This window comes from Inquilinus sp. OTU3971, from assembly GCF_038440215.1.
Map to the genome: position 1 here is coordinate 1 of NZ_JASATH010000112.1, position 26178 is coordinate 26178.

The 26178-nt window shown below is 68.9% G+C and carries 25 protein-coding genes and 1 tRNA gene; 14 read left to right on the top strand and 12 right to left on the bottom strand.

The features are described 5' to 3' along the window. Positions 1-14: 14 nt before the first annotated feature. From AAHM41_RS24770 to paoA, 6 genes are all read right to left on the bottom strand, one after another. Positions 15-887, bottom strand: a complete 873-nt coding sequence (locus tag AAHM41_RS24770) for an alpha/beta fold hydrolase (protein WP_342239266.1) — start codon at positions 885-887, stop codon at positions 15-17. A 140-nt stretch (positions 888-1027) separates the two neighbouring features. Then, the gene (locus tag AAHM41_RS24775) at positions 1028-2005 is read right to left on the bottom strand and encodes an alpha/beta fold hydrolase (protein WP_342239267.1); all 978 of its coding nucleotides are present in this window, start codon (positions 2003-2005) and stop codon (positions 1028-1030) included. 1 nt (position 2006) lies between these two features. Continuing rightward, on the bottom strand, positions 2007-2699 hold the full coding sequence (locus AAHM41_RS24780; protein ID WP_342239268.1) for a type 1 glutamine amidotransferase domain-containing protein: 693 nt from the start codon (positions 2697-2699) through the stop codon (positions 2007-2009). 207 nt (positions 2700-2906) lie between these two features. Beyond that, positions 2907-5123: an aldehyde oxidoreductase molybdenum-binding subunit PaoC gene (gene paoC / locus AAHM41_RS24785; protein ID WP_342239269.1), complete on the bottom strand. Its 2217-nt coding sequence runs from the start codon at positions 5121-5123 to the stop codon at positions 2907-2909. 4 nt (positions 5124-5127) lie between these two features. Further along, the gene (locus AAHM41_RS24790; protein WP_342239270.1) at positions 5128-6078 is read right to left on the bottom strand and encodes an FAD binding domain-containing protein; all 951 of its coding nucleotides are present in this window, start codon (positions 6076-6078) and stop codon (positions 5128-5130) included. Next, positions 6075-6716, bottom strand: coding sequence for an aldehyde dehydrogenase iron-sulfur subunit PaoA (gene paoA, locus AAHM41_RS24795; RefSeq protein WP_342239289.1), 642 nt, complete (start codon positions 6714-6716; stop codon positions 6075-6077). The genes AAHM41_RS24790 and paoA overlap by 4 nt, the downstream gene beginning before the upstream one ends. Before the next feature lie 635 nt (positions 6717-7351). On the opposite strand from paoA, the gene AAHM41_RS24800 reads away from it, so the two are divergent. The 4 genes from AAHM41_RS24800 (at position 7352) to AAHM41_RS24815 (ending at position 11857) form a co-directional block, all read left to right on the top strand. Further along, entirely contained in the window at positions 7352-8236 is an 885-nt protein-coding gene (locus AAHM41_RS24800) for a VOC family protein (RefSeq protein WP_342239271.1), read from the top strand. 74 nt (positions 8237-8310) lie between these two features. Next, entirely contained in the window at positions 8311-8736 is a 426-nt protein-coding gene (locus AAHM41_RS24805; RefSeq protein WP_342239272.1) for a putative quinol monooxygenase, read from the top strand. 84 nt (positions 8737-8820) lie between these two features. Beyond that, a complete protein-coding gene (locus tag AAHM41_RS24810; RefSeq protein WP_342239273.1) occupies positions 8821-10050 on the top strand; it encodes an MFS transporter in 1230 nt (409 codons plus the stop codon). A 142-nt stretch (positions 10051-10192) separates the two neighbouring features. Continuing rightward, a complete protein-coding gene (locus AAHM41_RS24815) occupies positions 10193-11857 on the top strand; it encodes an FAD-dependent oxidoreductase (RefSeq protein WP_342239274.1) in 1665 nt (554 codons plus the stop codon). Between the two features lie 154 nt (positions 11858-12011). Here AAHM41_RS24815 and AAHM41_RS24820 read toward each other — a convergent pair whose 3' ends face one another. The 5 genes from AAHM41_RS24820 to tpiA form a co-directional block, all read right to left on the bottom strand. Beyond that, complete coding sequence (locus tag AAHM41_RS24820) at positions 12012-12200, bottom strand: hypothetical protein (RefSeq protein WP_342239275.1); 189 nt, start codon at positions 12198-12200, stop codon at positions 12012-12014. Between the two features lie 94 nt (positions 12201-12294). Next, complete coding sequence (locus tag AAHM41_RS24825; protein ID WP_342239276.1) at positions 12295-12927, bottom strand: 2-dehydro-3-deoxy-6-phosphogalactonate aldolase; 633 nt, start codon at positions 12925-12927, stop codon at positions 12295-12297. Between the two features lies 1 nt (position 12928). Continuing rightward, positions 12929-13843: a 2-dehydro-3-deoxygalactonokinase gene (locus AAHM41_RS24830; RefSeq protein ID WP_342239277.1), complete on the bottom strand. Its 915-nt coding sequence runs from the start codon at positions 13841-13843 to the stop codon at positions 12929-12931. Between the two features lie 20 nt (positions 13844-13863). Next, positions 13864-13940 (bottom strand) — tRNA-Pro (locus AAHM41_RS24835). A gap of 85 nt (positions 13941-14025) precedes the next feature. Then, positions 14026-14781 carry a triose-phosphate isomerase gene (gene tpiA, locus AAHM41_RS24840; protein ID WP_342239290.1) on the bottom strand — a complete coding sequence of 252 codons (756 nt, stop codon included), beginning with the start codon at positions 14779-14781 and terminating at the stop codon, positions 14026-14028. A gap of 167 nt (positions 14782-14948) precedes the next feature. Here tpiA and AAHM41_RS24845 point away from each other — a divergent pair, with 167 nt between their 5' ends. The 9 genes from AAHM41_RS24845 to AAHM41_RS24885 all read left to right on the top strand — a co-directional run bounded on the left by AAHM41_RS24845 (position 14949) and on the right by AAHM41_RS24885 (position 24696). Then, the gene (locus AAHM41_RS24845; RefSeq protein ID WP_342239278.1) at positions 14949-16820 is read left to right on the top strand and encodes a peptidyl-prolyl cis-trans isomerase; all 1872 of its coding nucleotides are present in this window, start codon (positions 14949-14951) and stop codon (positions 16818-16820) included. 216 nt (positions 16821-17036) lie between these two features. Continuing rightward, a complete protein-coding gene (gene trpE / locus AAHM41_RS24850; protein WP_342239279.1) occupies positions 17037-18575 on the top strand; it encodes an anthranilate synthase component I in 1539 nt (512 codons plus the stop codon). Between the two features lie 106 nt (positions 18576-18681). Continuing rightward, positions 18682-19266, top strand: a complete 585-nt coding sequence (locus AAHM41_RS24855) for an anthranilate synthase component II (protein ID WP_342239280.1) — start codon at positions 18682-18684, stop codon at positions 19264-19266. Next, positions 19263-20288: an anthranilate phosphoribosyltransferase gene (gene trpD, locus AAHM41_RS24860; RefSeq protein ID WP_342239281.1), complete on the top strand. Its 1026-nt coding sequence runs from the start codon at positions 19263-19265 to the stop codon at positions 20286-20288. Before AAHM41_RS24855 ends, trpD begins: the two co-directional genes overlap by 4 nt. Then, entirely contained in the window at positions 20285-21097 is an 813-nt protein-coding gene (gene trpC, locus AAHM41_RS24865; RefSeq protein WP_342239282.1) for an indole-3-glycerol phosphate synthase TrpC, read from the top strand. Before trpD ends, trpC begins: the two co-directional genes overlap by 4 nt. Next, complete coding sequence (gene moaC / locus AAHM41_RS24870) at positions 21094-21576, top strand: cyclic pyranopterin monophosphate synthase MoaC (protein ID WP_342239283.1); 483 nt, start codon at positions 21094-21096, stop codon at positions 21574-21576. The genes trpC and moaC overlap by 4 nt, the downstream gene beginning before the upstream one ends. Next, positions 21573-22772 (top strand): molybdopterin molybdotransferase MoeA, encoded by a 1200-nt coding sequence (locus AAHM41_RS24875; RefSeq protein WP_342239284.1) that lies wholly within the window; start codon positions 21573-21575, stop codon positions 22770-22772. The genes moaC and AAHM41_RS24875 overlap by 4 nt, the downstream gene beginning before the upstream one ends. Positions 22773-22902: 130 nt before the next feature. Next, a complete protein-coding gene (lexA, locus tag AAHM41_RS24880) occupies positions 22903-23631 on the top strand; it encodes a transcriptional repressor LexA (RefSeq protein ID WP_342239285.1) in 729 nt (242 codons plus the stop codon). Between the two features lie 36 nt (positions 23632-23667). Next, positions 23668-24696, top strand: coding sequence for a LacI family DNA-binding transcriptional regulator (locus tag AAHM41_RS24885; protein ID WP_342239286.1), 1029 nt, complete (start codon positions 23668-23670; stop codon positions 24694-24696). Here the strand turns inward: AAHM41_RS24885 and AAHM41_RS24890 are convergent. Continuing rightward, a complete protein-coding gene (locus AAHM41_RS24890; protein ID WP_342239287.1) occupies positions 24693-25319 on the bottom strand; it encodes a TetR/AcrR family transcriptional regulator in 627 nt (208 codons plus the stop codon). The two genes, AAHM41_RS24885 and AAHM41_RS24890, sit on opposite strands and share 4 nt — an antisense overlap. Positions 25320-25406: 87 nt before the next feature. On the opposite strand from AAHM41_RS24890, the gene AAHM41_RS24895 reads away from it, so the two are divergent. Continuing rightward, positions 25407-26120, top strand: coding sequence for an NIPSNAP family protein (locus AAHM41_RS24895; protein ID WP_342239288.1), 714 nt, complete (start codon positions 25407-25409; stop codon positions 26118-26120). Positions 26121-26178 lie beyond the last annotated feature (58 nt).

Sequence of the window (26178 nt, forward strand, 5' to 3'; positions counted from 1 at the left end):
GTGAGATATCCGGGCTAGCGGCCCTTGCGATCTAGAAAATCCCTGGTCAGCGCTGCGATTTCCGGCCCGTCGGTCTCCAGGGCGAAGTGCCCCGTATCGAAGAGATGGATCTCGGCGTCGGGAACATCGTTGCGGAAGGCATGTGCGCCAGCCGGAGCGAAGAAGGGATCGCTGTTTCCCCAAACAGCCAGCACGGGCGGCCTCGTCGCGCGTAGATATTCTTGCCAGCGCGGATAGAGCGCGACGTTCGATCTGTAGTCGCCGAACAGATCGAGTTGCACCTCTGGATCGCGATCGAGGATGGCCTGGTCGTGCGCGATCGCATCCGGGCTCACGAGTTCGAGTTTGTGCTCAGGCACGCCGTGCGTGTACTGGAAGTGCGTGGCCTCGATCGTCAGGAACGAACGCAGCGCATCGCGGTTTGCGGCGGTGGGGTGCTCCCAGTAAGCCCGCATAGGCGCTAAAGTGTCTTCCCGCAGACCTGCCTCGTAGGCATTGCCGTTCTGAGTGATGATGGCGGCGACCCGGCTTGGGTACGCGGCGGCCAGACGAAAGCCGACGGGCGCGCCATAATCGAACACCATCATGGCGAACCGTTCGAGATCGAGCGCATCGACGAACGATTGAACGGCTTTATAGAGGTTGCCGAACGTGTAGGCATAGGCGCCGCGTGGAGGCGCCTTCGTTGATCCGAATCCGGGGAAATCCGGAGCAATCACCCTGAACTTGTCCGCGAGCAGCGGAATGAGGTTGCGGTACATATGGCTCGATGTCGGGAACCCGTGAAGCAGCAGTACGGCCGGCGCAGCCACATCTCCCGCCTCGCGGTAAAACATCTTCACGTCCCCGAGGTCGGCAGTTTTGTATTTCACCACATATGCACTCATGACTTGGCCTTTTCGTCTGCCATCCTGCCACCGAGACTAGGTTTCTCAACCGGGCATGCCGTCGAATTGCGGGAGATCGAGTGGCTGATCAGGCCTCCGTCCGGTCGATATTCACTGGAGTGCACGGCGGTTCAGACCTGTCAGCTTCTCAGGAAATTCAACAGGTCGGCATTGACCCGCTCCCGATGCGTGAAGGTCAGCCCGTGCGGGGCCCCTTCGTAGATCTTCAGTTCGGCGGCCGGCAGCAGACGCGCCACGGCGCGCGCCGAGCCATCGATCGGCACGATCTGGTCGTCGTCGCCATGGATCACCAGCGTCGGTCGGTCGAACTTCCGGACGTCATCGCGGAAATCTTCCGAGAGCGCCGCGATGCAGTCGTAGGTATTTTTGAGCCCGGCCATCATGCCTTGCTGCCACCAGAGATCGATCTGGCCCTGCGAGATCACCGCACCCGGACGGTTGAAGCCGTAGAACGGACCGCTGGCGACGCCGAGGAAGAACTGCGCGCGGTCCGCGATCTGCCCGGCGCGCAGTCCGTCCAACTCCTCAATAGGCACGCCATTCGGATTGGTGTCGGTCTTCAGCCGGAAGGGCGTCACGGCCGAGATCAGGCCAAGCTTGGCGACATTGCCCGTTCCGTGCCGGCCGACAAAGCGGGCAACCTCGCCCCCGCCGGCCGAAAAGCCGACGATGGCAACGCGACGCAATCCCAAATGGTCTATGAGCTGCGCGAGGTCATCGGCATAGTGATTCATGTCATTCCCGTCCCATGGCTGGCTCGAGCGGCCGTGACCGCGCCGGTCATGAACGATCACGCGATAGCCGTTGCTTGCGAGATGGAACGCTTGAGCGTCCCAGCTGTCAGCGTTGAGGGGCCAGCCATGGCACAGCACGACTGCCGCCCCGTCCCTCGGCCCCCAATCCTTGAAGTAGATCGTAACGTCGTCACGGGTTTTGAACGTCGTCATGATGGGTTGCTCCACTGATGTCGCACCGAAGGACGCCGCCGGGAATGCGCCCGCGAAGAGGGCTGCGGATGAGCCCACGAGCACGTCCCGGCGCGATGCCCTGTGCAGGAATGACGGATGGACGAACCGGTGATCGGTGCGCAGATCCACGTCACGCCTCCTGTCCGTTCGCCAAAGCGTCGAGCAGCGCCCGGGCCGTCGCGCGCGACGAGGGCGGGTTCTGCCCCGTGATCAGCAAGCCGTCCTTGATGACGTGCACCCCGAAATCGACGGCTGCCAGAAAGTTGGCGCCCTGCCCCTTCAACACATCCTCGAGCAGGTACGGAACGACCTCGACCAGGTGCACGGCGGCTTCTTCGGAGTTCGTGAAGCCCGTGACCGACCGGCCCTTCGCGATCGGCTCGCCGTTCGGAGCCTTCACATTCGTGAGAATTCCGGGTGCGTGGCACACGAGAGCCACGGGCTTTTTCGCGGCCAGCATGCCTTCGAGGAGAGACAGGGCGTCTTCATCGTTCGTCAAATCCCAGAGCGGGCCATGGCCCCCCGGGAAGAACACGCTGTCATAGTCGGACTGGTCGACGTCGGACAGCTTCACCGTGTTGGCGAGCGCGTCGGTAGCGCTCGCGTCCCGCTCGAAGCGTCGCGTGTCGCTGGTCTGGAAAGCCGGCTCGTTGCTTTTCGGATCGAGCGGCGGCCGGCCGCCCTTTGGCGAAGCCAGCGTGATATCGACGCCGGCGTCACGGAAAATGAAGTAGGGCGCTGCAAGCTCCTCGAGCCAGAAGCCCGTCTTCTTGCCCGTGTTGCCCAGCTGATCATGTGACGTGAGGATCATCAGGATTTTCATATCGTTTAGCTCGTTTGCTAGGCCTTCGGGATTCCGAGCGCTCCTCGTGCGCGTGATGGAGAATTTCCACGCGCACAGCCTTCGGCTTCATCGCCGGGCAACCTGCCGGACCAAGCCTGCACCTGTGGCGCTGTTGCGCCGAGATCCGCTTGGGTAGCGGAGCGGCGGCTGGCGCTATCGGGTCGTCTCGATCATGCCATCGTCGGATCAAGCGATCTGCGGAAGACCCGCGAGGTGCTTGTCGAGCGTGATCGGGTAATCGCGGACGCGCACGCCCGTCGCGTTGTAGATGGCGTTGGCGACCGCCGCGGCGACGCCGCACAAGCCGATCTCGCCGATGCCCTTGGCCTTCATCGGCGAAGACTTGTTGTCCGGGTGGTCGAGGAAGATGACCTCCTGGTGCGGGATATCGCCGTGCACCGGCACCTCGTAGCCGCCGAGGTCGTGGTTGACGAAATAGCCGTACCGCGGATCGACGCCGAGGGCTTCCATCAAGGCCGCGCCGACGCCCATCGTCATCGCGCCGATCACTTGGCTGCGCGCCGTGATCGGATTCAGGATGCGGCCGGAGTCGACCACGGCCAGCATCCGACGGACGCGCGTCTCTCCGGTGAAGCTGTCGACAGCGATCTCCGCGAAATGGGCAGCGAAGGTCGCCTGCACGAAGTCCTTGTCGAGGTCGCCGTACGTGATGCCGTCCTCGGCCGTCAGCGGGCCGAGTTTCGCAGCCTCGGCCATGGCGACGGATCGATTGCCGGACGAGACCTTCCCGCCCGCGAACTCCGCGTCTTTGATGTCGAAGCCGAGACGGACCGCCACCGCCTCGCGCAGCTCGACGCACGCGGCATAGAGCCCCGCGGTCGAATTGTTCGCCCCCCATTGCCCGCCGGAGCCAGCCGATACGGGGAACGCTGAGTTGCCGAGCCTCACCGTCACGGCATCGAGCGGCATGCCCATCATCTCCGCCGCGGTCTGCGCCAGGATCGTGTAGGTGCCGGTGCCGATGTCGGTCATGTCGGTCTCGACCGTCAGCCGGCCGTCAGCTTCGAGGCGGATCCGCGCCGCGGACGGCATCAGGAGGTTGAGGCGGATACCCGCCGCGACCCCCATGCCGACCAGCCACTTGCCGTCACGCAAGGCGCCTGCCGTCGTGCGGCGGCGTGACCAGCCGAAGCGATCCGCGCCGGTCCTGAGGCATTCGACGAGATGCCGCTCCGAGAAGCGCCGCTCCGGCTTGCGCGGGTCCATCTGCGTGTCGTTCAGGATGCGGAACTCGATGGGGTCGATGCCGAGCTTCTCGGCCATCTCGTCCATCGCCATCTCGAGGGCCATCAGGCCTGGCCCCTCGCCGGGGGCCCGCATGTCGTTGGCCTCGCCGAGGTCGAGCGTCGCGAGCTTCAGGTAGATCTCGCGGTTCGGCGCCGAATAGAGGAGCTTGGTCGGCGCGGTCCCGGCCTCGGGCATGCCGCCTGGCAGGTTGCCGCTGACGTTCACATGGCCGATCGCGGTCAGGCGGCCGTCCTTCGTCGCGCCGAGGCGGATCCGCTGGATCGTCGCCGCGCGATGGGTGCCGTTGTTGATGATGAGGGGGCGCTGGAGCGCCACCTTCACCGGCCGCATCGCCGCCTTGGCGCCGAGCGCCGCGAGCAGCGCATCGGCCCTGAGGTACAGCTTGCCGCCGAAGCCGCCGCCGATGAACGGGGAATTGACCCGGACCTTCTCCGCGGGAACTCCGAGGGTCGTGGCGAGGGCCGTCTTTGCCCAGCCGATCATCTGGCTGGACGTCCAGACGGTCAGGCTGTCGCCGTCCCAGGCGGCGAGGGAGGCGTGCGGCTCCATCATCGCATGGGTCTCGTCAGGGGTCGTGTAGGTCTCGTCGAGCGTCACCGGCGCGGCGGCGAACGCCGCGTCGAAATCGCCGACCCGGTCGTACACTTCCGCATCCGGACCTTCGTTGGGGTCCACCGAGGGCGGTGCGTCCGGGGCCGCCGCGGCAAGGTCGAACGCGCCGGAGGTCGCCGCATACTCGGCCTGCACGAGGTAGGCCGCCGCGCGCGCCGCCTCGAAGGTCTCCGCCACCACCAGCGCGATCGCCTGGTGGTAATGCGCCACCTCGGCCCCGCCGAAGATGGACGCCGTCTGGCGGAAGGGGCGCGCTGCGGGCTTGTACTCCAGCGTCGTGATCACGGCGAGGACGCCGGGAGCGGCCTTGGCGGCGGCGGTGTCGATGTGCGTGACGCGGCCCTTCGCGATCGTGGCGCCGACGGCGTAGCCATAGGCCTGGTTCGCGGCGACGTCGTGGCGTTCGTAAGCGTAGGGCGCGGTGCCGGTGACCTTCAGCGGCCCGTCGATGCGGGTGACGGGTCGGCCGACGATCTTCAACCGGTCGATCGGGTTCCGGCCGGCGGGTGTCCTGAACTCCATGGCCTCACGCCCTCCCTTCGGCGATGACCAATGCGAGGGTGCGCTCCGCAAGGGGGATCTTGAACGCATTGTCCTTCGTCGGCGTCGCGCCCTCGAACGCGGCGGACGCCACGGCCCGAGGCCCCCGCGGCAACGCCGCTTCTGCCGCCGCGATCCGCCATGGCCTCGGCGCGACGCTGCCGAAGGCGACGCGTCCCGTGCCGTCCTTGTTGAGGACCGCCGCAACCGAGACGATCGCGAACGCATAGGACGCTCGGTCGCGGACCTTGTGGTAGTGGTGCGTGCCGCCGAGCGGCGGCGGCAGCGTGACGGCGGTGATCAGCTCGTCGGGCCGAAGCGCGAACTCGATCTCGGGCGTGTCGCCGGGCAGGCGGAAGAGGTCGGTGATCGCGATGGTCCGGGTCTCTCCCGCAGCGTTCATCGTTTCCACCGCGGCATCGAGAACGGTGAGCGCCACAGCCATGTCGCCCGGGTTCTGGGCGATGCAGCTCTCGCTCGTTCCGATCACCGCCAGCGATCGCGAGAGACCTCCGATCGCCGAGCAGCCGGAGCCGGGCACACGTTTGTTGCAGGGATGGTCGGTGCTGTAGAAATACGGGCAGCGGTTGCGCTGCAGGAGGTTGCCGCCGGTCGACGCCTTGTTGCGGATCTGCCCGGTCGCCCCGGCCACGATCGCGCGGGAGAGAACGCCGTAGTCCCGCTTCACCCTCGGGTGGGACGCGAGCTCCGTGTTGGTGACGAGAGCGCCGATCCTGAGTCCGCCCTTCTCGGTGTCTTCGATCCTGGTGAGCGAAAGGCCCCGGATGTCCACGAGATGGGTGGGGGTCTCGATCTGAAATTTCATCAGGTCGAGGAGGTTTGTGCCGCCGGCGATGAATTTTGCGCCGGGCGTGGAGGCGACGGCGCGGACGGCCGCGTCCGGGCTCGCCGCCCGCTCATAGGTGAATGGGATCATCCCTTCGCTCCCGCGACTTCGGCGATCGCCTCGGCGATGTTCGAGTAGGCGCCGCAGCGGCAGATATTGCCGCTCATCCGCTCGCGCAGCTCGATGTTGGTGAGCGCCATCGATGCCGTGAGGTCACCGGTGACGTGGCTCGGAACGCCGTTCCCGACCTCTTCGAGCATGGCGACGGCCGAACAGATCTGTCCCGGGGTGCAGTACCCGCACTGGAAGCCGTCGTGCTTCACGAACGCAGCCTGCATCGGGTGCATGTCGTCGGGGGTGCCGAGACCCTCGATCGTCATCACACGGTCGCCCTGATGCATGACGGCGAGGCTGAGGCAGGCGTTGATGCGCTTGCCGTTCACGAGCACGGTGCAGGCGCCGCAGTGGCCGTGGTCGCAGCCCTTCTTCGTGCCGGTGAGCTTGAGATGCTCGCGCAGGGTGTCGAGAAGGGTCGTGCGGGTGTCGAGCGTCAGCGCCCGGGACCGGCCGTTGACCATCAGCGTGACGTTGGTTGTCCGAACAGCCGCCTGCGGCGTTGTTTGAGCCGGCGCCTGCACAGCGCCGACCGAAGGCACCGCTATCAGCGCGGTCGACGCTGCGGCGCCGGCCACGAATTCGCGGCGGGTCAGGATCCGATCCGGGAGCATCGCTTTCACCTGCCTCCTCTGGAATCCGGGACGACGGACAATGGACGGGCGGCGGCTCCATCATGCGCGAACGGTCCGCCTGCGTGGACGAGGGGTGGGGCCTCCGGGGCTCAGATCGTGCCCGGTTGATCTCTGGTTCGATAAGCGGTCCTTGCAAGACCGAGCGCCTGTAGGAGCCCGGAGCATCGTGTCGGCGAGGCGCGGCACGCCGCACTCTCCGCGTACCTAGGTCTGTGGTTTCGTAGGCCGTCACGATCGTCATCATGATGGCGCCCTGTTGAAGGCCTCGGTCGCGTCCGGAAAGGATGATTCAACTGGCCATATTGGGCTCGTCAAAAAGGGTAAGCTCCGGTGAAAAGTGGACGCGCAGCAATGGGCATTGCTCGCGGCACGGCCGTGGCGAAGGCAACAAACATAGTGAAACGACAGGCTTAGCCGGCATCGAGCAGAGAAGGTCGTAGGGCTTGCGACTGTCCCGACGAGCTCGGGTGCCATTTTGTCAGAGCAACGAAGCGCCGTTGAGAAAGGCCGTCTCACCGAATTTGACCACGTTTGACGCCCGACAGGGCCCGCGACTGGCTTAACGTTTGGACATTCCTGGACCAGCGGCGGTGCCGCAGAATGCGGGAGGATGCATGTCCAACGAACCTATGAACACCAATGGGCTGCTAGACCCTGATCGCCGGGACGTCCTGCGCATCGCCGGTAGCGCTGCGATCGGCGGAATTGCTGCGAACGCTCTCGCGCTGAACGATCCGGCACTCGCCGATAACGCCGCCAGCCCAACCCAGGTTGCCGCTGCAGGAGCACGCGACACTGCACCACTCGGCGTCCGGCTCCAGGGCGTGCAGCACTTCGGCCTCACGGTCCAGAACATGGACCGCGCGTTCGCGTTCTACACCGAGGTGCTCGGCGGCACCGAGGTGATGCGCGACGGCGATTTCCAGGGCGAGAAGATCCACAACACCCTACTGACCGATCAGGAGATCCTGGCCCGGGAGCGAGGGGTCAATCCACGGACGATCGGCGTGCCGGACCTGAAGGGCGGTGGGCAGCGCCTCGACGTGCGCTTCGTGCAGTTCGACAATGTCGTGATCGAGCTCCTGCAGTACCGCGATGCCCAGCAGCCGATGGGCAGCGGGGACAGCTGGGCGGAGCCGCGGGATCACATGAGCCCGACCTATCCGCGGTCGATGCACATCTGCTTCTACATCCGGGACGATGTCGACTTTAACACCTTCATTCGCGACCTCGAGGCGGAGTCGGCGCGCCGCGGGATGACCCAGGTGAAGGCCAATCGGGTGATCACGGTGACGTCTGAACAGGAGCGCCTGGCGGCCCCGCTCGACGCCAACACCAACAAGATCACGGAGGGCAAATCGAACGGATGGTCCCTGATCTATTGCAAGGGTCCGGAGGGTGAGCAGCTCGAGTTCGTCCAGGCGCTCGGGCCCGTGAAGCAGACTTTCGAGGATGCCATGGCCGCCCGCCGTCGCATGCTCGCCGCGGCCGGCGGCTGACGAGCCGAGGAACCGACCGCCTCCGCTCCATCGGTGAGGCCTTTGAGCGATCCAAGAACGCAAGGAGTCCAGCCATGTCCAAGACGATGCGGCCCGGCGCTGGGCTTTCCGTGCTCGCAAGTCTCGCCTGCGTCGCCGGCGCGACGTCAGTGATGGCGCAGGATAGGCCCGGCAAGGGCTATTCGCAGGTGCCACAAGGCGCCTACTCGGTCGTGGCGGAGGTGCGGGCAAAGCCCGGCAAGGAAGCGGAGCTGCGCGCCGCCACGCTGCCGCTTGTCGCGCTCGTCCGCAGCGATCCGAAGAATCTCGTCTACTTCCTTCAGGAAGACCGCGCGTCGCCCGGGCATTTTATCTTCTACGAGATCTTCGCCAATCAGGCCGATTTCGAAGCCCACAACGCCATGCCCTACGTGAAGGATTGGTTCACCAAGCTGCCCGAACTCGCCGACGGCGGTGTCAAGGTCATGAAAATGGAGGTCCTCGCGGGACCTCCCGACTAGGCCTGGTCGGACGACAGGACGTTCGGGCGGATCGCTGCGCGCGGATCGGCACGATCCGGAAGCCATCCAGAATGGGAGGCAGGGATGCTGGACAAGGCCTATCGCGGTCAATGCGCCGCAGTGAAGGTGCATTGCACGGATGAAGCGCAGCGGCGCAAGCGGGGCCTCACACTGTTCGCCTTGGCACTCGGCAGCTTCTGCATCGGGACGTCCGAATTCGCGAGCATGGGGATTCTCCAGCTGTTCTCGGCGAGCCTCGGCATCGATATCCCCACGGCAACGAATGCGATCGCGGCCTATGCCTTCGGCGTGGTGGTCGGCGCTCCGCTTGTGACCCTGGTGGCGGCGCGCCTGAACCGGCGCACGCTGCTGCTGTGCCTCATGGGCCTGTTCATCCTCGGCAACGTCCTGTCGGCGGTCGCCATCGATCTCGGCATGTTCGCCCTGGCCCGGTTCGTCAGCGGCATGCCGCAAGGGGCCTATTTCGGCGCCGGCGCCGTGGTGGCGTCTTACATCGTCGGCCCTGGTCATTCGGGAAAGGCGTTCGCGCTGGTCATGACCGGCCTGACGATCGCGACGATCATCGGTTCGCCGCTGGCGACCTTCCTCGGCCAAACGCTGGGCTGGCGGAACACCTATTTCACCGTCGCCGGAGTCGCCGGCCTGGCCTTCCTTGCCCTGTGGAGCTGGGTGCCGCGGACCGAAGCGCTTCACGGCGGGCCCGTGGTGCAGGAACTGGCGTCGCTGCGCAGGCCGGCCGTCTGGGCCATGATGCTGGTCGCGGCGCTCGGCGTCGCCAGCATCTTCGCCGTCTATACCTTCATCGGCCCCTTCGTCACCGATGTAACGATCCTTGATCAAGCCTGGATTCCGGTCGCGCTGGCGCTGTTCGGCCTCGGCATGACCGCGGGCAACCTGATCGGCGGACGGCTTGCGGACGCCTTTCCCGCGCGAGGATTGGTCGTCGGCTTCGGCAGCGCCCTGATCGTGCTGGCGGTGCTGGCGGCCGGTGGCGGCACTGTGTGGATCCTGATGCCGGCGCTGTTCGGCGTCGGCGCGACGATGATGGTCGCCATTCCCACGATTCAGGTGCGCCTCACGGGCTTCGCCCCGGAGGCCCCCACGCTGATGGGGGCCATGAACCTTGCGGCGCTCAATGTCGCCAACGCCATCGGTGCCTGGGCGGGCAGTCTGGCCATTGCGGCCGGCTACGGCCTGCTGTCGGCCGTATGGGCGGGCTTCGGATTGACGCTGCTGGGTCTTCTCGTCTTCGCGCTCACCTTGCCGAAGGCCCCCCAGCTCGCGCCTGCGTGACCGGCGATACGATGCGCGGGAATGTCCGCGGGCAGAAGATCCGCGAAAGGAGTTGGCTCAGGTGGTGCACGGCATAGTCTGACGGATCGATGCCGGATGAGTTGCACACGAGCAGGGGCATAGGTCGGTACGGAGTTCACCCATGGCGATCAACGATGCCCGGAGAGAGCAGACATATCCGACACTTTCGGCGCTTCAGATCGCGACCGCACGTCGGTTCGCGAGCAGTGAACCGTGTCGCTTCGGCCCCGGTGATATCCTCTATGAGATCGGCACCCGAAACGTCCCGGCCTGGCTGATCCTCGAGGGCTCCGCCGACGCCATTCAGCGCGGTGCGGCCGGCAAGTCGTCCGTGATCGCCACTTACGCTCCCGGCCAATTCACCGGCGAGACCAATCAGTTGTCGGGCCACGCCACCCTTTCCTCGGTGGTGGCCGGCGATAGTGGCGTACTGGCGATGCCCTTTGATGCAGCACATCTCCGTGCCCTTGTCATCGGGTCGGCAGATCTCGGCGAAGCGATCATGCGCGCCTTCATCCTTCGGCGCGTTTCGCTGATCGAGGAGGGGCGGATCGGCGGCGCGGGGTCGATTCTGGTCGGACGCCGGGATGCCCCGGACATCGTCAGGTTGTCCGGATTCCTCACCCGCAACGGCTATCCCCACGCCGTCATCGCCGCATGCGAGGCGGAGGGGCGCGAACTGGTCGAGCGGCTCGGCATCGCACCTGAAGACCTGCCGTTGATGATCTGCCCGAACGGCACGTTGCTCAGAAGCCCGAGCAACGTGGATGCCGCGTCCTGTCTCGGCATCGTGCCGGATCTGGATCCGAAAACCGTCTACGACGTGGCCGTCGTCGGAGCGGGACCGGCCGGGCTTGCCACTGCCGTCTATGGCGCGTCCGAAGGACTGTCCGTCCTGGTTCTCGATTCCCGTGCCTTCGGCGGCCAGGCGGGCGCGTCCGCCCGGATCGAGAACTATCTCGGCTTCCCGACCGGCATCTCCGGTCAGGCCCTCGCGGGCCGGGCCTTCAATCAGGCGACGAAGTTCGGCGCCGAACTCGCAATCCCGCTGACCGTTGGAAAGCTGTGTTGTCACGGAGCGGATGCGGATGCCCCGTTCTCTCTCGAGCTCAGCAATGAACGGATCGCGCAGGCGCGCTCCATCGTGATCGCGTCAGGAGCGCGCTATCGTCGACCTGACATTCCCAATGTCGAAGAGCTGGAAGGGGCTGGTGTCTCCTACTGGGCGTCGCCGATCGAGGCGCGCCTCTGTGCCGGAGAGGAAGTCACCCTGGTCGGCGGCGGCAACTCGGCCGGCCAGGCCGTCGCCTACCTCGCACCACAGGTCAGGCACCTACATCTCGTAGTCCGGCGACCGCTCGAGCAGACCATGTCCCGGTATCTGATCGACCGGATCGCAGCATTGCCCAATGTCGAGCTGCATGTCGGCAGCGAGATTGTGGGCTTGCATGGCGATCATGAGACAGGCCTGACCGGCGCCACGTTCCGTGACGCCCGAACCGGCGAGACCGAGGAGTGCGCGTCGCGCCATCTCTTCCTGTTCATCGGTGCCGATCCCAATACGAGTTGGCTCGAGGGCTGTGTCGCGATCGATGGAAAGGGCTTCGTTCTCACAGGGGATCGCGTCGGCGATGGCGAGCGGCTGCCGCTGGAAACGAGTTGCCCTGGCATCTTTGCCGTTGGAGACGTGCGGGCCGGCTCGACCAAGCGGGTCGCCGCCGCCGTCGGTGAGGGAGCCGCCGTCATCGCGCAGATCCATTCTTTCCTGACACGAAAACAGGAGTGACGCTGAGCATTAAGCCGCTTGGCGTCACGTCCGCTTCGGGAGCCGACTGCGATGGCCGGTTTGGGGCCGCCCTTTTCGGCTCGGGCCGGCCGAGAGCGGCTGGATCTGGCCGGTTCGAGCAGTGTCCGGTGTCGGGGTTCGCCGCAGATGTCTCCTAATGGCGCGTTCCCGATGAGCCGACATCGTGCAGGCGGCCGGCGAGGCCGGCTGCCTCCGCCCAGCCGAACGCGGCGGCGAACTCCGCCGCCAGGGCCGCGACCGCCTCCTGGTGGTCCGTCAGCCTTTCCCAGCGGTCCGTCGCCTCGCCGGGAAGGGAATGCGCGTAGATGATGCCGCCTGCCATCGCCGGAGCCCCCTGACCTTCGGCCTCGCCACATGGAGTGTGCGGCCAGGCGTCCCGCAGGGGAACAGCCGTCAAAACGGCGGCAGCGCCCCTGTCAGCCCGGCAGCGCCCGCCACGCCTGGGCGAAGGCGGCGGCGGTGGCGGCCACCTCGGCCGCGGTCATGCCGGGCTTGTAGAGGGCGGAGCCGAGGCCGAAGCCCGTCGTGCCGGCGTCGCGATAGGCCGCCATCCGGTCCGGCGTGATGCCGCCGACCGCGATCAGCGGCACCGCCGTCGGCACCACCGCGCGCCAGGCCTTGACCACGGCGGGCGGGACCGCCTCGGCCGGGAAGATCTTCACGGCATCGGCGCCGGCCTTCAGCGCCGCGAAGGCCTCGGTCGGGGTGGCGGCGCCGGGGGCGCAGACCAGGTTGAGCCGCTTGGCCTCGGCGATCACCTCGACATCGGCATGCGGCATCACGATGAGATTGCCGCCCGACGCCTGCACCCGGGCGACGTCCTCACGCTTCAGCACCGTGCCGGCGCCGATCAGCGCTTGTTGGCCGAAGCGGTCGGCCAGGCGGCGGATGCTGTCGAAGGGCTGCGGCGAGTTCAGCGGCACCTCGATGCAGCGGAACCCGGCCTCGACCAAAGCGGCGCCGATGGCCTCGACCTCCTCCGGCTTGACGCCGCGCAGGATCGCGACCAGGGGCAGCCCGGCGAGGGCGTCGTGCAGGGACAGGCTCATCTCACACCAGCTCCGCATGCTTGGCCAGGCGCCACAGCGCCTTGACCGTGGTGTCGGCCGGGGCGATTCGGCTCTTCAGCCCGGCGGCCTCGATCGCCTCGGCGTAGCGGGCCGACAGCTCGGCGCCGCCGACGATGGTCACCTCGTCCGGCGCGGCGCCGGTGGCGTCGGCCCCAATGGCGTCGGCGACGGTGGAGCGGGCGTCGGCCACCTCGGCCCCGATCAAAAGGCCGGAGAGGTAGGATGCCGCCGCCTTCGGCTCCAGCTCGCCGAACAGGCCGAGGGTGCGGGCGCTGAACAGCCGGCGCAGCAGGCCGCCGCCGGCCGAGGCGCCGACCGCGAGGCCGCGGCGGAAGGCGGGCTGGTCGTAGGCGCGGCCGTCCATCAGCCGGCCCAGGATGCTGTGCTCGGCCAGGACGGCGAAGGCCTCGCCGGTCATCGAGGTGGCGAACCAGGCGATCCTGCCGTCCTCGGCCAGGGCCCATTTGCTGTGCGTGCCGGGCAGGACGTAGAGGCGGCGGCCGGCGGCCGGCGCGTCGCCGAGGATCTGCACCTCCTCGCCGCGCATCACGTCGGGGATGCCGTCGGCGTCGACCCGGCTGACGCCGGGGACGATTCGCAAGGAGATGCCCAGCGAGGTCGGGATCTCGATCAGGCCGGCGACCAGCGCCGCCGCGTCGGCCGGGCACTTGGCATAGGGCGCCTCGCCCCAGCCCTGGCGGCTGCCGATCATGCCGGAGGCGATGGCGGCGGTGGGGCTCCACTTCTCCGCGATCTGGCGGAACACGGCGTCGAAATCGCCGCCGGGGACCTTGAGGATGCCGAGCTGGGCCGCGGCCTCGTCCCGCACGGCGCCGTCGGCGTCGAGCAGCCAGGCGCGGAGCGAGGAGGTTCCCCAGTCGAGGGCGACGAGCATGATGCGAGTCCGGAAGAAAATGGTCGGAGCGGCGAGATTCGAACTCGCGACCCCTTGCACCCCATGCAAGTGCGCTACCAGGCTGCGCTACGCTCCGACCGGACCCCGCCGCCGGACTGTGCCGGGTGGCGAGCGGGCGGGACTATAACCAGCACCCCGCCCCTATGCAACGACGATGCTGATCAGCCGACGCTGGCCTGGGCGATGGCCCAGAAATCATCGGCCTTCAGGCTGGCACCGCCGACCAGGGCGCCGTCGACATTGGGCACGGCCAGCAGCTCGGCCGCGTTGCCGGGCTTGACCGAGCCGCCATAGAGGATGCGGATGCCCGCCGCCTCGGACGGCACATGGGCGCCCAGCGCCGCCCGGATATGGGCGTGCACCTCGGCCACGTCGGCCGCGGTCGGGGTGCGGCCGGTGCCGATGGCCCAGACCGGCTCATAGGCGATCACCGTGTTCTCCGCCGTCGCCCCGCGCGGCAGCGACCCGGCGATCTGCCGGCTGCACACCTGCAGCGCGCGGCCCGCGTTGCGCTCGGCCTCGGTCTCGCCGACGCAGATGATCGCCACCAGCCCCTCGGCCTGTGCCGCCGCCGCCTTCTCGGCCACCACCAGGTCGATCTCGCCATGGTCCTGGCGCCGCTCGGAATGGCCGACGATGACGTGGCTGCAGCCGAGATCGGCCAGCATCCGGGCCGCGATGTCGCCGGTGTGGGCGCCGTCCTGCGCGGTGTGGCAGTCCTGGCCGCCGACCAGCAGGCCGCTGCCCTGCACCGCATCGGCGATCGGCGCGATGATGGTGGCCGGCGGGCAGATCAGCAGGTCGAAGGCCGGGTCGACCGTGCGGGCCAGCCGCAAAGCGAGGTCGCGGGCCAGCGCCGTACCGTCGGTGCGCAGCAGGTTCATCTTCCAGTTGCCCGCGATCAGCTTGCGCGCCATCACCCCGTTCTCCTGCTGGTGCTCGATCCCGCCCTTGATGTACCAACCCGGGCGCCGCGACGCCACAGGGACTCCTTGCTCATTGCTGCCCGGGAAGGCCGCACCTATGATGCGCGCCCAAACCGCCCGGGAGACCGGAGCGGCCTCGCCCTTTGTTTACGGTCGTCATGCTGCAGATCCTCCGCCACAAGGCCGGCTCCATCGTCGTCAAGGTGCTGTTCGTCCTCCTGATCCTGAGCTTCGCGGTCTGGGGCATCGGCGACATCTTCCGCAACCGGGGCCAGTCCGACACCGTGGCCACGGTCGGCGACGTGACGATCAGCCTGGGCCAGCTCGACAGCCAGTTCCGCTCGATCGCCCAGAGCCAGCGGATCCCGCTCTCCGTCGCCCAGCAGCTCGGCTTCCCGCAGCGCGTGCTGGACAACATGATCTCCGGCTTCCTGTACGACCAGCTGGCCGTCGATCTCGGCTACGACCTGTCGACCGACGCGGTCGCCGACGCCGTGCGCGTCGACCCGCGGTTCCGCGATCCGGCCACCAACCAGTTCAGCCGCGACCGCTTCCTGCAGGCGCTGCAGGCCGGCGGCACCAACGAGGCCGGGTTCATCGCCTATCAGCGGGGCCAGATGCAGCAGCAGCAGGTGATGCGGGCGCTGTTCAGCGGCGCCGAGCCGCCACAGGCGCTGGTCGACCCGATCTACAAGTACCGCCGCGAGGCCCGGGTGGCCGACACGGTCACGCTGCGCAACGCCGACCAGACCGGCGTGCCGCAGCCGACCCAGGCCGATCTCGAGGCCTATCACAAGGATCACGGCGACAAGTTCCAATCGCCGGAGTACCGGACGCTGAGCGTCGTGCTGCTGAACACCGACGAGTTCGCCAAGAATGTCACGGTGTCGGAGGACGAGGCCCGCACCCAATACGACAAGAACCAGGCCAATTATCAGAAGCCGGAGATGCGCCGCTTCGACCAGGTGATCGCCCCGACCAAGGAACTGGCCGACCAGATCGCCGCGGCGGTGCGTGGCGGCAAGGCCGTGCAGCAGGCGGTGGACGAGTCCGGCAACGCCGCGGTCAAGCTGATCCCGGTCGACTTCACCGCCAAGTCGGCGATGCCGATCCCGGCCCTGGCCGACCCCGCCTTCACCCTGGCCGAAGGCCAGGCGACCGACCCGGTGCAATCGCCCTTCGGCTGGCATGTGCTGGTGCTGACCGGGGTCCAGCCCGCCCGCACCGTGCCGTTCGAGGAGGCGCGGGCCGAGATCGAGGCCCAGCTGAAGCAGAGCAAGGCGGCCGACGCCCTGTACGAGGCCGCCAACAAGTTCGAGGACGCGCTGGCCGACAATGTCCCGATCGACAAGGCGGCGCAGGAGTTCGGCTTCACCGTCACCGCGGTCCCGGCCGTGGCCCAGGACGGCACGACCCAGAGCGGCCAGCCGCTGCCGCCGCTGCCCGGCCAGCCGCAGGTGCTGCAGGCCGCCTTCCAGCTGCAGCAGAACGATGTCAGCCCGATGGGCACGATCGACGACAAGACCTCCTTCATCGTCCGCGTCGACAGCATCGTGCCGCCGGCAACCGAGCCCTTGGCCAAGGTGCGCGACGAGGTCGCCGCCGCCTGGACCGAGCAGAAGCAGGCCGATGCGGCCACGGCGCTGGCCGCCGACGTCGCCAAGCGCCTGTCCGCCGGCGAGGCCGCGGCCGATGTCGCCAAGGCCGTCGGCGGACAATATGCCGAGACCCCGGCGCTGCTGCGCGACGGCAGCAATGCCGGCGCCGTTCCCGCAGGGCTGGTGCGCGACCTGTTCGCCGCCAAGGTCGGCGGCACGGCGACGGCGGAGACCCCGGGCGGCCGTGTCGTCGCCCGCCTGACCAGGGTCGAGCCGGCCAAGCCCGACGCCACGGCCGAAGCCGCGGTGAAGCAGGACCTGCGGCGCGGCCTCGCGGTCGATGTCGGCGGCGGCCTGGACCAGGCGCTGCGCGCCCGCTATGGAGTGACTGTTGACCAGGCGGTCCTCGCCCGGTTGAACTACCAGGAATGATGTCGATGATCCCCCTTGCGGCGTCTCAGCGCCCCTGCGCCGGACCCGGTCCGGCGGCCCCGTCCTCTCCGCGCGGAGAGGCGATGGGCTGGCGCTGGCCGGCGGATGCGGGGGCTGCGGCCTGGGGGCGCCAAGCAGGCGGCGGTGAGCGATGGCGTGGCGGCGACGACCGTTCCGCCCTCGCCCGCCCTACCCCCATCATCGCAGGTCACCGCCATGCCGGATTCCACGGCTTTTGACGCCTTCGCCGACACTTATCGCGCCGGCAAACCGCAGGTCGTCTGGACCCGCCTCGTCTCCGATCTCGACACCCCGGTCTCGGCCATGCTCAAGCTGGCCGGGGACGAGCCCTATTCCTTCCTGCTCGAATCGGTCGAGGGCGGCGCCATCCGCGGCCGCTACAGCGCCATCGGGCTCAAGCCCGACCTGATCTGGCGCTGCCGCGGCGACGCGGTCGAGATCAACCGCAGGGCGCTGGCCGACCTCGGCACCTTCACGCCGGTGGCGCAGGCGCCGCTCGACAGCCTGCGCGGGCTGATCGCGGAATCGCGGATCGACCTGCCGCGCGGCTTCCCGCCGCTGGCTGCCGGGCTGTTCGGCTATCTCGGCTACGACATGGTCCGGCAGATGGAAGCGCTGCCGGACACCAATCCGGACACGCTGGGCGTGCCGGATTCGATCATGATGCGGCCGACCATCGTCTGCGTCTTCGACACCATCGCCGACGTCGTCACCATCGTCACCCCGGTGTTCCATGACCCGGCGGTGACGGCGGAAAAGGCGCATGAGGCGGCGTGCGAGCGGCTGTCGGACGTGGTTGCCCGCTTCGAATCCAGCCTGCCGCACCGCGAGGCGGCGGCCGAGGGCAACCTGCCCGCTTTGCTCGAGCCGAGCTCGAACATGACGCGGGAGGAGTACCACGCGGTGGTCGAGCGGGCGAAGGAGTACATCCGCGCCGGCGACATCTTCCAGGTGGTGCTGTCGCAGCGCTTCTCCCTGCCCTTCACCCTGCCGCCCTTCGCGCTGTACCGGGCATTGCGGCGGCTGAACCCGTCGCCCTTCCTGGTGTTCCAGAACTTCGGCGACTTCGCCATCGTCGGGTCGAGCCCTGAGATCCTGGTGCGGCTGCGCGACGGCGAGGTCACCATCCGGCCGATCGCCGGCACCCGGCCGCGCGGTGCCACGCCGGAGGAGGATGTGGCGCTGGAGCAGGACCTGCTGGCCGACCCGAAGGAGCGGGCCGAGCATCTGATGCTGCTCGACCTCGGCCGCAACGATGTCGGCCGGGTGTCGCAGATCGGCTCGGTCAAGGTCACCGACCGCTTCATCGTCGAGCGCTACTCGCATGTCATGCACATCGTCTCCAACGTCGTCGGCCGGATCGCGCCGGACCAGGACGTGGTGGCGGCGCTGGCCGCCGGCTTCCCCGCCGGCACCACCAGCGGCGCGCCGAAGGTGCGGGCAATGGAGATCATCGACGAGCTGGAGGTGGCGCGGCGCGGCATCTATGCCGGCGCGATGGGCTATTTCGGCGCCAATGGCGACATGGACACCTGCATCGCCCTGCGCACCGCGGTGGTGAAGGACGACACGCTCTACATCCAGGCCGGCGGCGGCGTGGTCGCCGACAGCAGCCCGGAGGGCGAGTACCAGGAGACCCGCAACAAGGCGCGGGCGCTGGTACGCGCCGCCGAAGATGCGGTACGCTTCGCCAACCGGCCGCGCAACGGCAACCGGCCCATGGGACATGTCTAGAGATCGCATCCTTTCGCAGCAGCATCGCCCCCTGCTGCATCGATGGTGAGGCCGGCCGGATCCCCGCCGCTCCTCCCCATTCCCACGCCTCGAAAGGGCGACTCCCATGCTTCTGCTGATCGATAACTACGACAGCTTCACCTACAACCTGGTGCATTACCTCGGCGAGCTCGGGGCCGACACCGAGGTCCGCCGCAACGACGCGCTGACGGTCGACGAGGCGCTGGCGCTGCGGCCCGACGGCATCGTCCTCTCGCCCGGCCCCTGCGACCCCGACAAGGCCGGCATCTGCATGGACCTGATCCGGGCCGCCGCCGGAAAGGTGCCGGTGTTCGGCGTTTGCCTCGGCCACCAGGCGATCGGCCAGGTCTTCGGCGGCCGGATCGTCCGGGCACCGGAGCCGATGCACGGCAAGATCAGCCCGGTGCACCACCATGGCGGCGGCGTGCTGGCCGGGCTGCCGGACAATTTCGAGGCCACCCGCTACCACTCGCTGACCATCGCGCCCGAGAGCATGCCCGACAGCCTGGAGGCCACGGCCTGGACCGCGGACGGGGTGATCATGGCGCTGCGGCACAAGACCCTGCCGATCCATGGCGTGCAGTTCCATCCGGAGAGCATCGCCTCGCAATACGGCCACAAGATCCTGCAGAACTTCCTGGCCATCGCCGAGCGGCGGAACGCGGCATGACGACCGAGATGCGACCCTTCATCGCCAAGGCCGCGCTGGGCCAGCCGCTGGACGCCGCCACCGCCCGTGCCGCCTTCGAGATCATCATGTCCGGCGAGGCGACGCCGGCGCAGATCGGCGGCTTCCTGATGGCGCTGCGCGTCCGCGGTGAGACGCCGGAGGAGATCGCCGCCGCCGCCCGGGTGATGCGCGACAAGGCCGTGACCATCGACGCGCCGGACGGCGCCATCGACTGCTGCGGCACCGGCGGCGACAATTCCGGCTCCTTCAACGTCTCGACCGCCGTCTCCTTCGTCCTGGCCGGCGCCGGCGTGCCGGTGGCCAAGCACGGCAACCGCGCCGCCTCCAGCCTGACCGGCGCAGCGAACGTGCTGACCGAGCTCGGCGTCAATGTCGAGGCGCCGCCGGAGGTGATGCGCGAGGCGCTGTGGGAGGCCCAGATCGGCTTCCTGTTCGCGCCGCTGTATCACAGCGCCATGCGCCATGTCGGCCCGGCGCGGCAGGAGCTGGGCACCCGCACCATCTTCAACCTGCTCGGGCCCCTGGCCAACCCGGCCGGGGTGAAGCGCCAGCTGCTCGGCGTCTTCGCCGAGGCCTGGGTCGAGCCGGTGGCCCAGGCGCTGAACCAGCTGGGCAGCGAGACCGCCTGGGTGGTGCATGGCAGCGACGGCCTCGACGAGATGACCACCACCGGCCCGACCGCGGTGGCGGAGCTGCGTGGTGGCCAGATCCGGCGCCTGACCGTGACGCCGGAAGATGCCGGGCTGCGCCGCGCGGTCCCGGAGGACCTCAAGGGCGGCGATCCGGCGACCAACGCCGCCGCCCTGCGCGCCGTGCTGGGCGGGGCGCACGGCGCCTATCGCGACATCGTGCTGCTGAATGCCGCAGCCTGCTTCATCGTCGCCGACCGGGTCTCTACACTGCCCGACGGCGCCGCCCTCGCGGCCCGCATCATCGACGACGGCTCGGCCGCCCATGTCCTCGAGCGGCTGGCCCGGATCACGAGCCAGGGAACGGCATGAGCGACACCCTCACCCGCATCGTCGCCGACAAGCGCCGGCACATCGAGGCCCGCAAGGCGGCGGTGCCCGCGGCGGAGATCGGCCGCTTGGCCGACCGGGCCGCGCCGCCGCGCGGCTTCGTCGCGGCGCTGCGCCGGGCCCAGGCGGAAGGCCGCTACGGCCTGATCGCCGAGATCAAGAAGGCCTCGCCGTCGAAGGGGCTGATCCGCCCGGATTTCGACCCGCCCGCCCTCGCCCGCGCCTATCGCGACGGCGGCGCCAGCTGCCTGTCGGTGCTGACCGACATGCCTTACTTCCAGGGCGCCGACGAATACCTGACCGCCGCCCGCAACGCCGTCGAGCTGCCGGTGCTGCGCAAGGACTTCATGGTCGACCCCTATCAGGTCGTCGAGGCCCGGGCGCTGGGCGCCGACTGCATCCTCTTGATCATGGCGGCGCTGGACGACGCCACCGCCCGCGAGCTGGAGCAGGCGGCGATCGACGCCGGCATGGACGTGCTGGTCGAGGTGCATGACGCGGCCGAGCTGGACCGGGCGCTGAAACTGCGCTCGCCGCTGCTCGGCATCAACAACCGCAACCTCAAGACCCTGCAGGTCGACCTCGCCACCACGGAGGCTCTGGCGGCCCATGTGCCGGGCGACCGGTTGCTGGTCTCCGAGAGCGGCCTGTTCACGCCAACCGACCTGGCCCGGATGGCCCGCGCCGGCGCCACCACCTTCCTGATCGGCGAAAGCCTGATGCGGCACGACGACGTCGCCGCCGCCACCCGTGCGCTGCTGACGCCGGACGCGAGATCCTCGGCGGCATGACCGGCGAGCTGACCCATTTCGATTCGGCCGGCCAGGCGCGCATGGTCGACGTCTCCGCCAAGGAGGCGACGGTGCGGGTGGCGCGGGCCGGCTGCCGGGTGGAGATGAAGCCGGAGACGCTGGCGCTGATCGCTTCCGGCGGCCATGCCAAGGGCGACGTGCTGGGCATCGCCCGCATCGCCGGCATCATGGCCGCCAAGCGCACGTCCGACCTGATCCCGCTGTGCCACCCGCTGCCGCTGTCCAGCGTCGAGCTGGCGCTGCGCTGCGATGCCGAGCACAGCCGGGTCGAGATCGAGGCCACGGTCAAGGTCACCCACCGCACCGGGGTGGAGATGGAGGCGCTGACCGCCGCCTCGGTCGCCGCCCTGACCGTCTACGACATGTGCAAGGCGGTCGACCGCGGCATGGTCGTGACCGACCTGCGGCTGCTGCACAAATCCGGCGGGCGGTCAGGCACTTACGAGGCCCAGACATGATCCCGGTCGCCGAGGCCCGCGCCCGCATCCTCGCCGCCTTCGCCGCCCTGCCGGCCGAGACCGTGCCCCTGCCCGCCGGGCTGGGCCGGATCCTGGCCGAGCCAGTGGCGGCGCGGCTGACCCAGCCGCCGCTCGACGTCTCGGCCATGGATGGCTGGGCGGTGCGGGCCGCCGATGTCGCGACCGTCCCGGCGACGCTGCGGCGGATCGGTGAGGTCCCGGCCGGCGGCCGCTTCGAGGGCGCGGTCGGCCCGGGCCAATGCGTCCGCATCTTCACCGGCGCGCCGCTGCCGGACGGCGCCGATGCCGTGGTGCTGCAGGAGGACACCGACGCCGACGGCGACCGGGTCACGGTGCGCGAGGGCGTCGCCGCCGGCCGCCATGTGCGCAAGGCCGGGCTGGATTTCCGCACCGGCGACGTGCTGCTGCAGCCGGGCCGGCGCCTGACCGCGCGCGACATCGGCATCGCCGCCTCGACCAACCATCCCTGGCTGCATGTGCGCCGCCGGCCGCGCGTGGCGGTGCTGGCGACCGGCGACGAGATCGTGCTGCCGGGCGAGGCGCTGGGGCCGAGCCAGATCGTCAGCTCCAACTCCCATGCCCTGGCCGCGCTGATCCGCAGCTGCGGCGGCGAGCCGGTCGATCTCGGCATCGCCCGCGACAATGCCGACTCCCTGGCGGCGCTGGCCGCCGGCGCCCGCGGTGCCGACCTGATCGTCACCACCGGCGGCGCCTCGGTCGGCGAGCATGACCTGATCCGCTCGGTGCTCGGCGAGCGCGGCCTGGCGCTCGACTTCTGGACCATCGCCATGCGGCCGGGCAAGCCGCTGATGTTCGGCCGGCTCGGCGACACGCCGTTGCTCGGCCTGCCCGGCAACCCGGTCTCGACCATGGTCTGCGGCTGGCTGTTCCTGCGCCCGGTGCTGTGGGCCCTGCAGGGGGCCGAGGCGCCGGAGAACCGCGTCGCCGCGACACTGGGCCGCGACCTGCCGGCCAATGACCGGCGCGAAGATTACCTGCGGGCGCGGATCGAACGGACAGATTCCGGTTATGTCGCCACTCCGTTCCCGACCCAGGACAGCTCGATGCTGTCGCTGCTGGCCGCGGCCGACGGGCTGGTGATCCGCCCGCCCCATGCGCCGGCCGCGGCGCGCGGCGAGCCGGTCGAGGCGGTGCTGTTCGGCGACGGGATCTGACCCGGCGATCGTTACAAGGAAGTAAAGAACCGAGAGTGCCGCAGTTAGGCGCTTGTGTTTTTGTTTTGTTCCTCCTAATGTTCTCTCCAGGGATTCGGCCGCGCCGCGGCCCCTGCCAACGGAGGATGCCTTGCTGACGCGAAAGCAACAGGAGTTGTTGTTGTTCGTTCACCGCCGTCTGGAGGCGGACGGCGTCAGTCCTTCCTTCGACGAGATGAAGGACGCGCTGGCCCTGAAGTCGAAATCGGGCATCCATCGACTGATCACCGGGCTCGAGGAGCGCGGTTTTATTCGGCGGCTGCCGCATCGGGCCCGGGCGCTGGAGGTGCTCAAGCTGCCGGATTGCCTGAAGTCGGACGCGCCGGCCGGGTCGCCGGCCGAGGATGACAACGTTGTCCCCTTCCGGCCCGTGCGCTCCGACGTCGCCCTGCCCGGCCGCAAGCTGGAGCGCGCCGATCTCAGCAACCCCGAGCTCGGCGTCCGCCTGCCGCTCTACGGCCGGATCGCCGCCGGCATGCCGATCGAGGCGCTGCGCGACCATTCCAACTATGCCGAGGTGCCGGCCTCGCTGCTTGGCCCGGGTGAGCACTACGCCCTGGAGGTCGCCGGCGACAGCATGGTCGAGGCCGGGATCCTGGACGGCGACACCGTCATCATCAAGCGCTGCGACGCGGCCGATCCCGGCGTCATCGTCGTCGCCCTGGTCGACGACAACGAGGTGACGCTGAAGCGGCTGCGCAAGAAGGGCGCCTCGATCGGGCTGGAGGCCGCCAACTCCGCCTATGAGACCCGCTACCTGCCCTCCGATCGCGTCCGCATCCAGGGGCGACTGATCGGGCTGCTGCGGACCTATTCGTAAGCCCTTGCGCGCCCTCTCCGGGCGGATCGTGACCGCGTGAGGCGCTCCAACAGCGGCCGGCCCGGGCACCGGGCAACCGGTGCCGAGCGGGCCACGGCGCAACAGGTCGCGGAAGCGGCCGGCGTGTCGATCTCCGCCGTCTCCCGCACCTTCACCAAGGATGCCAGCGTCTCGCCCCGGATGCGGGCCCGCGTCCTGGCGGCGGCGGAGGCGCTGGGCTACCGCCCCAACCGGCTGGCGCGCAGCCTGATGACCGGCCGGACCGAGCTGGTCGGGCTGGTCTCGAGCCATTTCGCCAACCCCGCCTTCATGGACGTGTTCGACCTGTTCACGCGGGAGCTGCAGCGCCGTGGGCTGCGGCCGCTGATCGCCAACCTGTCGGAGGATGGCGGCGCCGACTCCGCCCTCGACATGATGCTGCAATACAGCGTCGATGCGGTGCTGATCGCCACCTCCGCGCCGCCGGAGGGCTTCGCCGATTCCTGCGCCCGCGCCGGGCTGCCGGTGGTGCATGTGTTCGGCCGGGCGGAGGCGGCTGTGCCGGCGGTGACGGTCGACAATGTCGCGGGCGGGCGGCTGGTCGCCGAGGCGATGCTGGCGCGCGGCCTGCAGCAATTGGCCTTCCTCGGCGGGGCCGGGACCGATTCGTCGTCGATCGACCGCGCCGCGGGTTTTTTGAGCGGGCTGGAAGCGGCAGGTCTGCGGCCCCTGGCCGTGGAGTTCGCCGGCGACTATTCGCATGAGCATGGCCGCAGCGGCATGCACGCCCTGCTCGACCGGCATCGGCCGCAGGCGGTGTTCTGCGGCGACGACATCCTGGCGCTCGGCGCCTTCGACGCCTGCCGCGAGCGCGGCCTCGCCGTGCCACAGGAGATCGGCATCGTCGGCTTCGACGACATGACGCTGGCCGCCTGGCCCGCCTATCGCCTGACCACGGTCCGCCAGCCGATGGCCGAGATGGTGCGCCACGCCATCGACCAGATCGCCGCCCGCCTGGCCGATCCCGACCACCCGATCCAGGGCCGGCTGTTCGACATCCGCCTGGTCGAGCGCGACAGCCTCTAGGCGCCGGTCCGCAGCCCTTCCAGAGACCGCCTCAGCTGCCGGGCGCAGGCCTCCAACGGAGCCGCGTCCTGTTGCGCCTTGGCCTGGGCCATCGCCCCGGAATAGGCGGCGACGACGAAGGCCGCCAGCTCGTCGGCGTCCGCTTCGGCCAGGTGGCCGGCCGCCTGGTCGGCCCGCAGCCTCGCGGCAATCGCCGCCCGCCAGGCCTCGAACACCACCTGCATCGCGGTGCGGAACTCCGGATCGGCCAGGGAAAGCTCCAGCGCCAGGTTGTTCAGCGGGCAGCCGGAGACGGCGCCGCGCCGCCGCAGCCCCGCTGCGATCCGGTCGAACACGCCGGCGATGCCGTCGATCGCGTCCGGCGCCGAGCGGACCGGCTCGATCCAGGTCTCATCCACCTCCCCCGCCACCCGGTCGCGGATCACGGCGAGGCCGAGCGCCTTTTTGGTCGGGAAATGGTGGTACAGCGCCCCGCCGGTCACCCCGGCCTCGCGCATCAGCTCATGCATGCCGGTGGCCTGGTAGCCGCGGGATTGGAACGCCTCCGCCGCCACATCCAGCAGGCGCCGGCGCATGCCCTCGGGGTCGTAGCTGCGCTTTCGCCTGATCTCGCTCTCGGTCATGTCCCACTGTAGCATATTGACTCAACCGGACAATCAGTCTGTTCTTGAACCGGACAACCGGTCTGTTTTGATGGAGGAAAGGCACTCATGCAAAGCGAGACCTTCAGCCCGATCGTGGAGCTGCGGCGCTACACGCTGCATCCGGGGCAGCGCGATGTGCTGATTGCGCTGTTCGACCGCGAGTTCGTCGAGACGCAGGAGGCGGTCGGGATCGACGTCATCGGCCAGTTCCGCGACCTCGACGCGCCCGACCATTTCGTCTGGCTGCGCGGCTTCCCGGACCTGCGGTCGCGGACCGAGTCGCTGCGCGCCTTCTATGGCGGGCCGGTGTGGCAGACGCATCGCAGCGCCGCCAACGCCACCATGATCGATTCGGACGACGTGCTGCTGCTGCGGCCGGCACATCCGGATTCGGGCTTCCGGCTCGGCCGCGACCGCCCCGCCCCGGAGAGCAACGGGGCCTCGAACGGGATCATCGTGGCCACCACCTGGCATCTTCAGCCATCGGCCGAAGCAAGGTTTCCGGAGGTATTCGAGGCCATCCTAGCACCGATGCTAAGCGATGCCGGCGTGCCGATCCTGGCGAACTTCGTGTCCGAGCATGGCGAGAACGGCTTCCCGGCCCTGCCGGTGCGCGAGGACGCACATGTCTTTGTCTGGTTCTCCCGCTTCCCGGACCGGGCCACCCATGAGCGCCACGCCGTAACTCCCGGCGTCGCCGAGGCGCTGCGGCCGTACCTGGCCCGGCCGCCGGAGGTCGCCCTGCTGTCACCGACCACACGGTCGCGGTTGAGGTCGTAGGTTGGGTTCGCGCCTGCGAACCCAACATCGCGCAGCCCGAGCCGGTGTTGGGGGGGGG

Excerpts from the sequence above, each read along its gene's own strand:
- AAHM41_RS24790 (WP_342239270.1), bottom strand. The coding sequence starts at position 6,078 with ATGATCCCATTCACCTATGAGCGGGCGGCGAGCCCGGACGCGGCCGTC.
- AAHM41_RS24815 (WP_342239274.1), top strand. The coding sequence starts at position 10,193 with ATGGCGATCAACGATGCCCGGAGAGAGCAGACATATCCGACACTTTCG.
- AAHM41_RS24825 (WP_342239276.1), bottom strand. The coding sequence starts at position 12,927 with ATGAGCCTGTCCCTGCACGACGCCCTCGCCGGGCTGCCCCTGGTCGCG.
- AAHM41_RS24890 (WP_342239287.1), bottom strand. The coding sequence starts at position 25,319 with ATGACCGAGAGCGAGATCAGGCGAAAGCGCAGCTACGACCCCGAGGGC.
- moaC (WP_342239283.1), top strand. The coding sequence starts at position 21,094 with ATGACCGGCGAGCTGACCCATTTCGATTCGGCCGGCCAGGCGCGCATG.
- tpiA (WP_342239290.1), bottom strand. The coding sequence starts at position 14,781 with ATGGCGCGCAAGCTGATCGCGGGCAACTGGAAGATGAACCTGCTGCGC.
- AAHM41_RS24800 (WP_342239271.1), top strand. The coding sequence starts at position 7,352 with ATGTCCAACGAACCTATGAACACCAATGGGCTGCTAGACCCTGATCGC.
- AAHM41_RS24810 (WP_342239273.1), top strand. The coding sequence starts at position 8,821 with ATGCTGGACAAGGCCTATCGCGGTCAATGCGCCGCAGTGAAGGTGCAT.
- trpE (WP_342239279.1), top strand. The coding sequence starts at position 17,037 with ATGCCGGATTCCACGGCTTTTGACGCCTTCGCCGACACTTATCGCGCC.
- AAHM41_RS24780 (WP_342239268.1), bottom strand. The coding sequence starts at position 2,699 with ATGAAAATCCTGATGATCCTCACGTCACATGATCAGCTGGGCAACACG.
- AAHM41_RS24875 (WP_342239284.1), top strand. The coding sequence starts at position 21,573 with ATGATCCCGGTCGCCGAGGCCCGCGCCCGCATCCTCGCCGCCTTCGCC.
- paoA (WP_342239289.1), bottom strand. The coding sequence starts at position 6,716 with ATGCTCCCGGATCGGATCCTGACCCGCCGCGAATTCGTGGCCGGCGCC.
- AAHM41_RS24895 (WP_342239288.1), top strand. The coding sequence starts at position 25,407 with ATGCAAAGCGAGACCTTCAGCCCGATCGTGGAGCTGCGGCGCTACACG.
- AAHM41_RS24770 (WP_342239266.1), bottom strand. The coding sequence starts at position 887 with ATGAGTGCATATGTGGTGAAATACAAAACTGCCGACCTCGGGGACGTG.
- AAHM41_RS24820 (WP_342239275.1), bottom strand. The coding sequence starts at position 12,200 with ATGGCAGGCGGCATCATCTACGCGCATTCCCTTCCCGGCGAGGCGACG.
- paoC (WP_342239269.1), bottom strand. The coding sequence starts at position 5,123 with ATGGAGTTCAGGACACCCGCCGGCCGGAACCCGATCGACCGGTTGAAG.
- AAHM41_RS24805 (WP_342239272.1), top strand. The coding sequence starts at position 8,311 with ATGTCCAAGACGATGCGGCCCGGCGCTGGGCTTTCCGTGCTCGCAAGT.
- trpC (WP_342239282.1), top strand. The coding sequence starts at position 20,285 with ATGAGCGACACCCTCACCCGCATCGTCGCCGACAAGCGCCGGCACATC.
- AAHM41_RS24845 (WP_342239278.1), top strand. The coding sequence starts at position 14,949 with ATGCTGCAGATCCTCCGCCACAAGGCCGGCTCCATCGTCGTCAAGGTG.
- AAHM41_RS24830 (WP_342239277.1), bottom strand. The coding sequence starts at position 13,843 with ATGCTCGTCGCCCTCGACTGGGGAACCTCCTCGCTCCGCGCCTGGCTG.
- trpD (WP_342239281.1), top strand. The coding sequence starts at position 19,263 with ATGACGACCGAGATGCGACCCTTCATCGCCAAGGCCGCGCTGGGCCAG.
- AAHM41_RS24855 (WP_342239280.1), top strand. The coding sequence starts at position 18,682 with ATGCTTCTGCTGATCGATAACTACGACAGCTTCACCTACAACCTGGTG.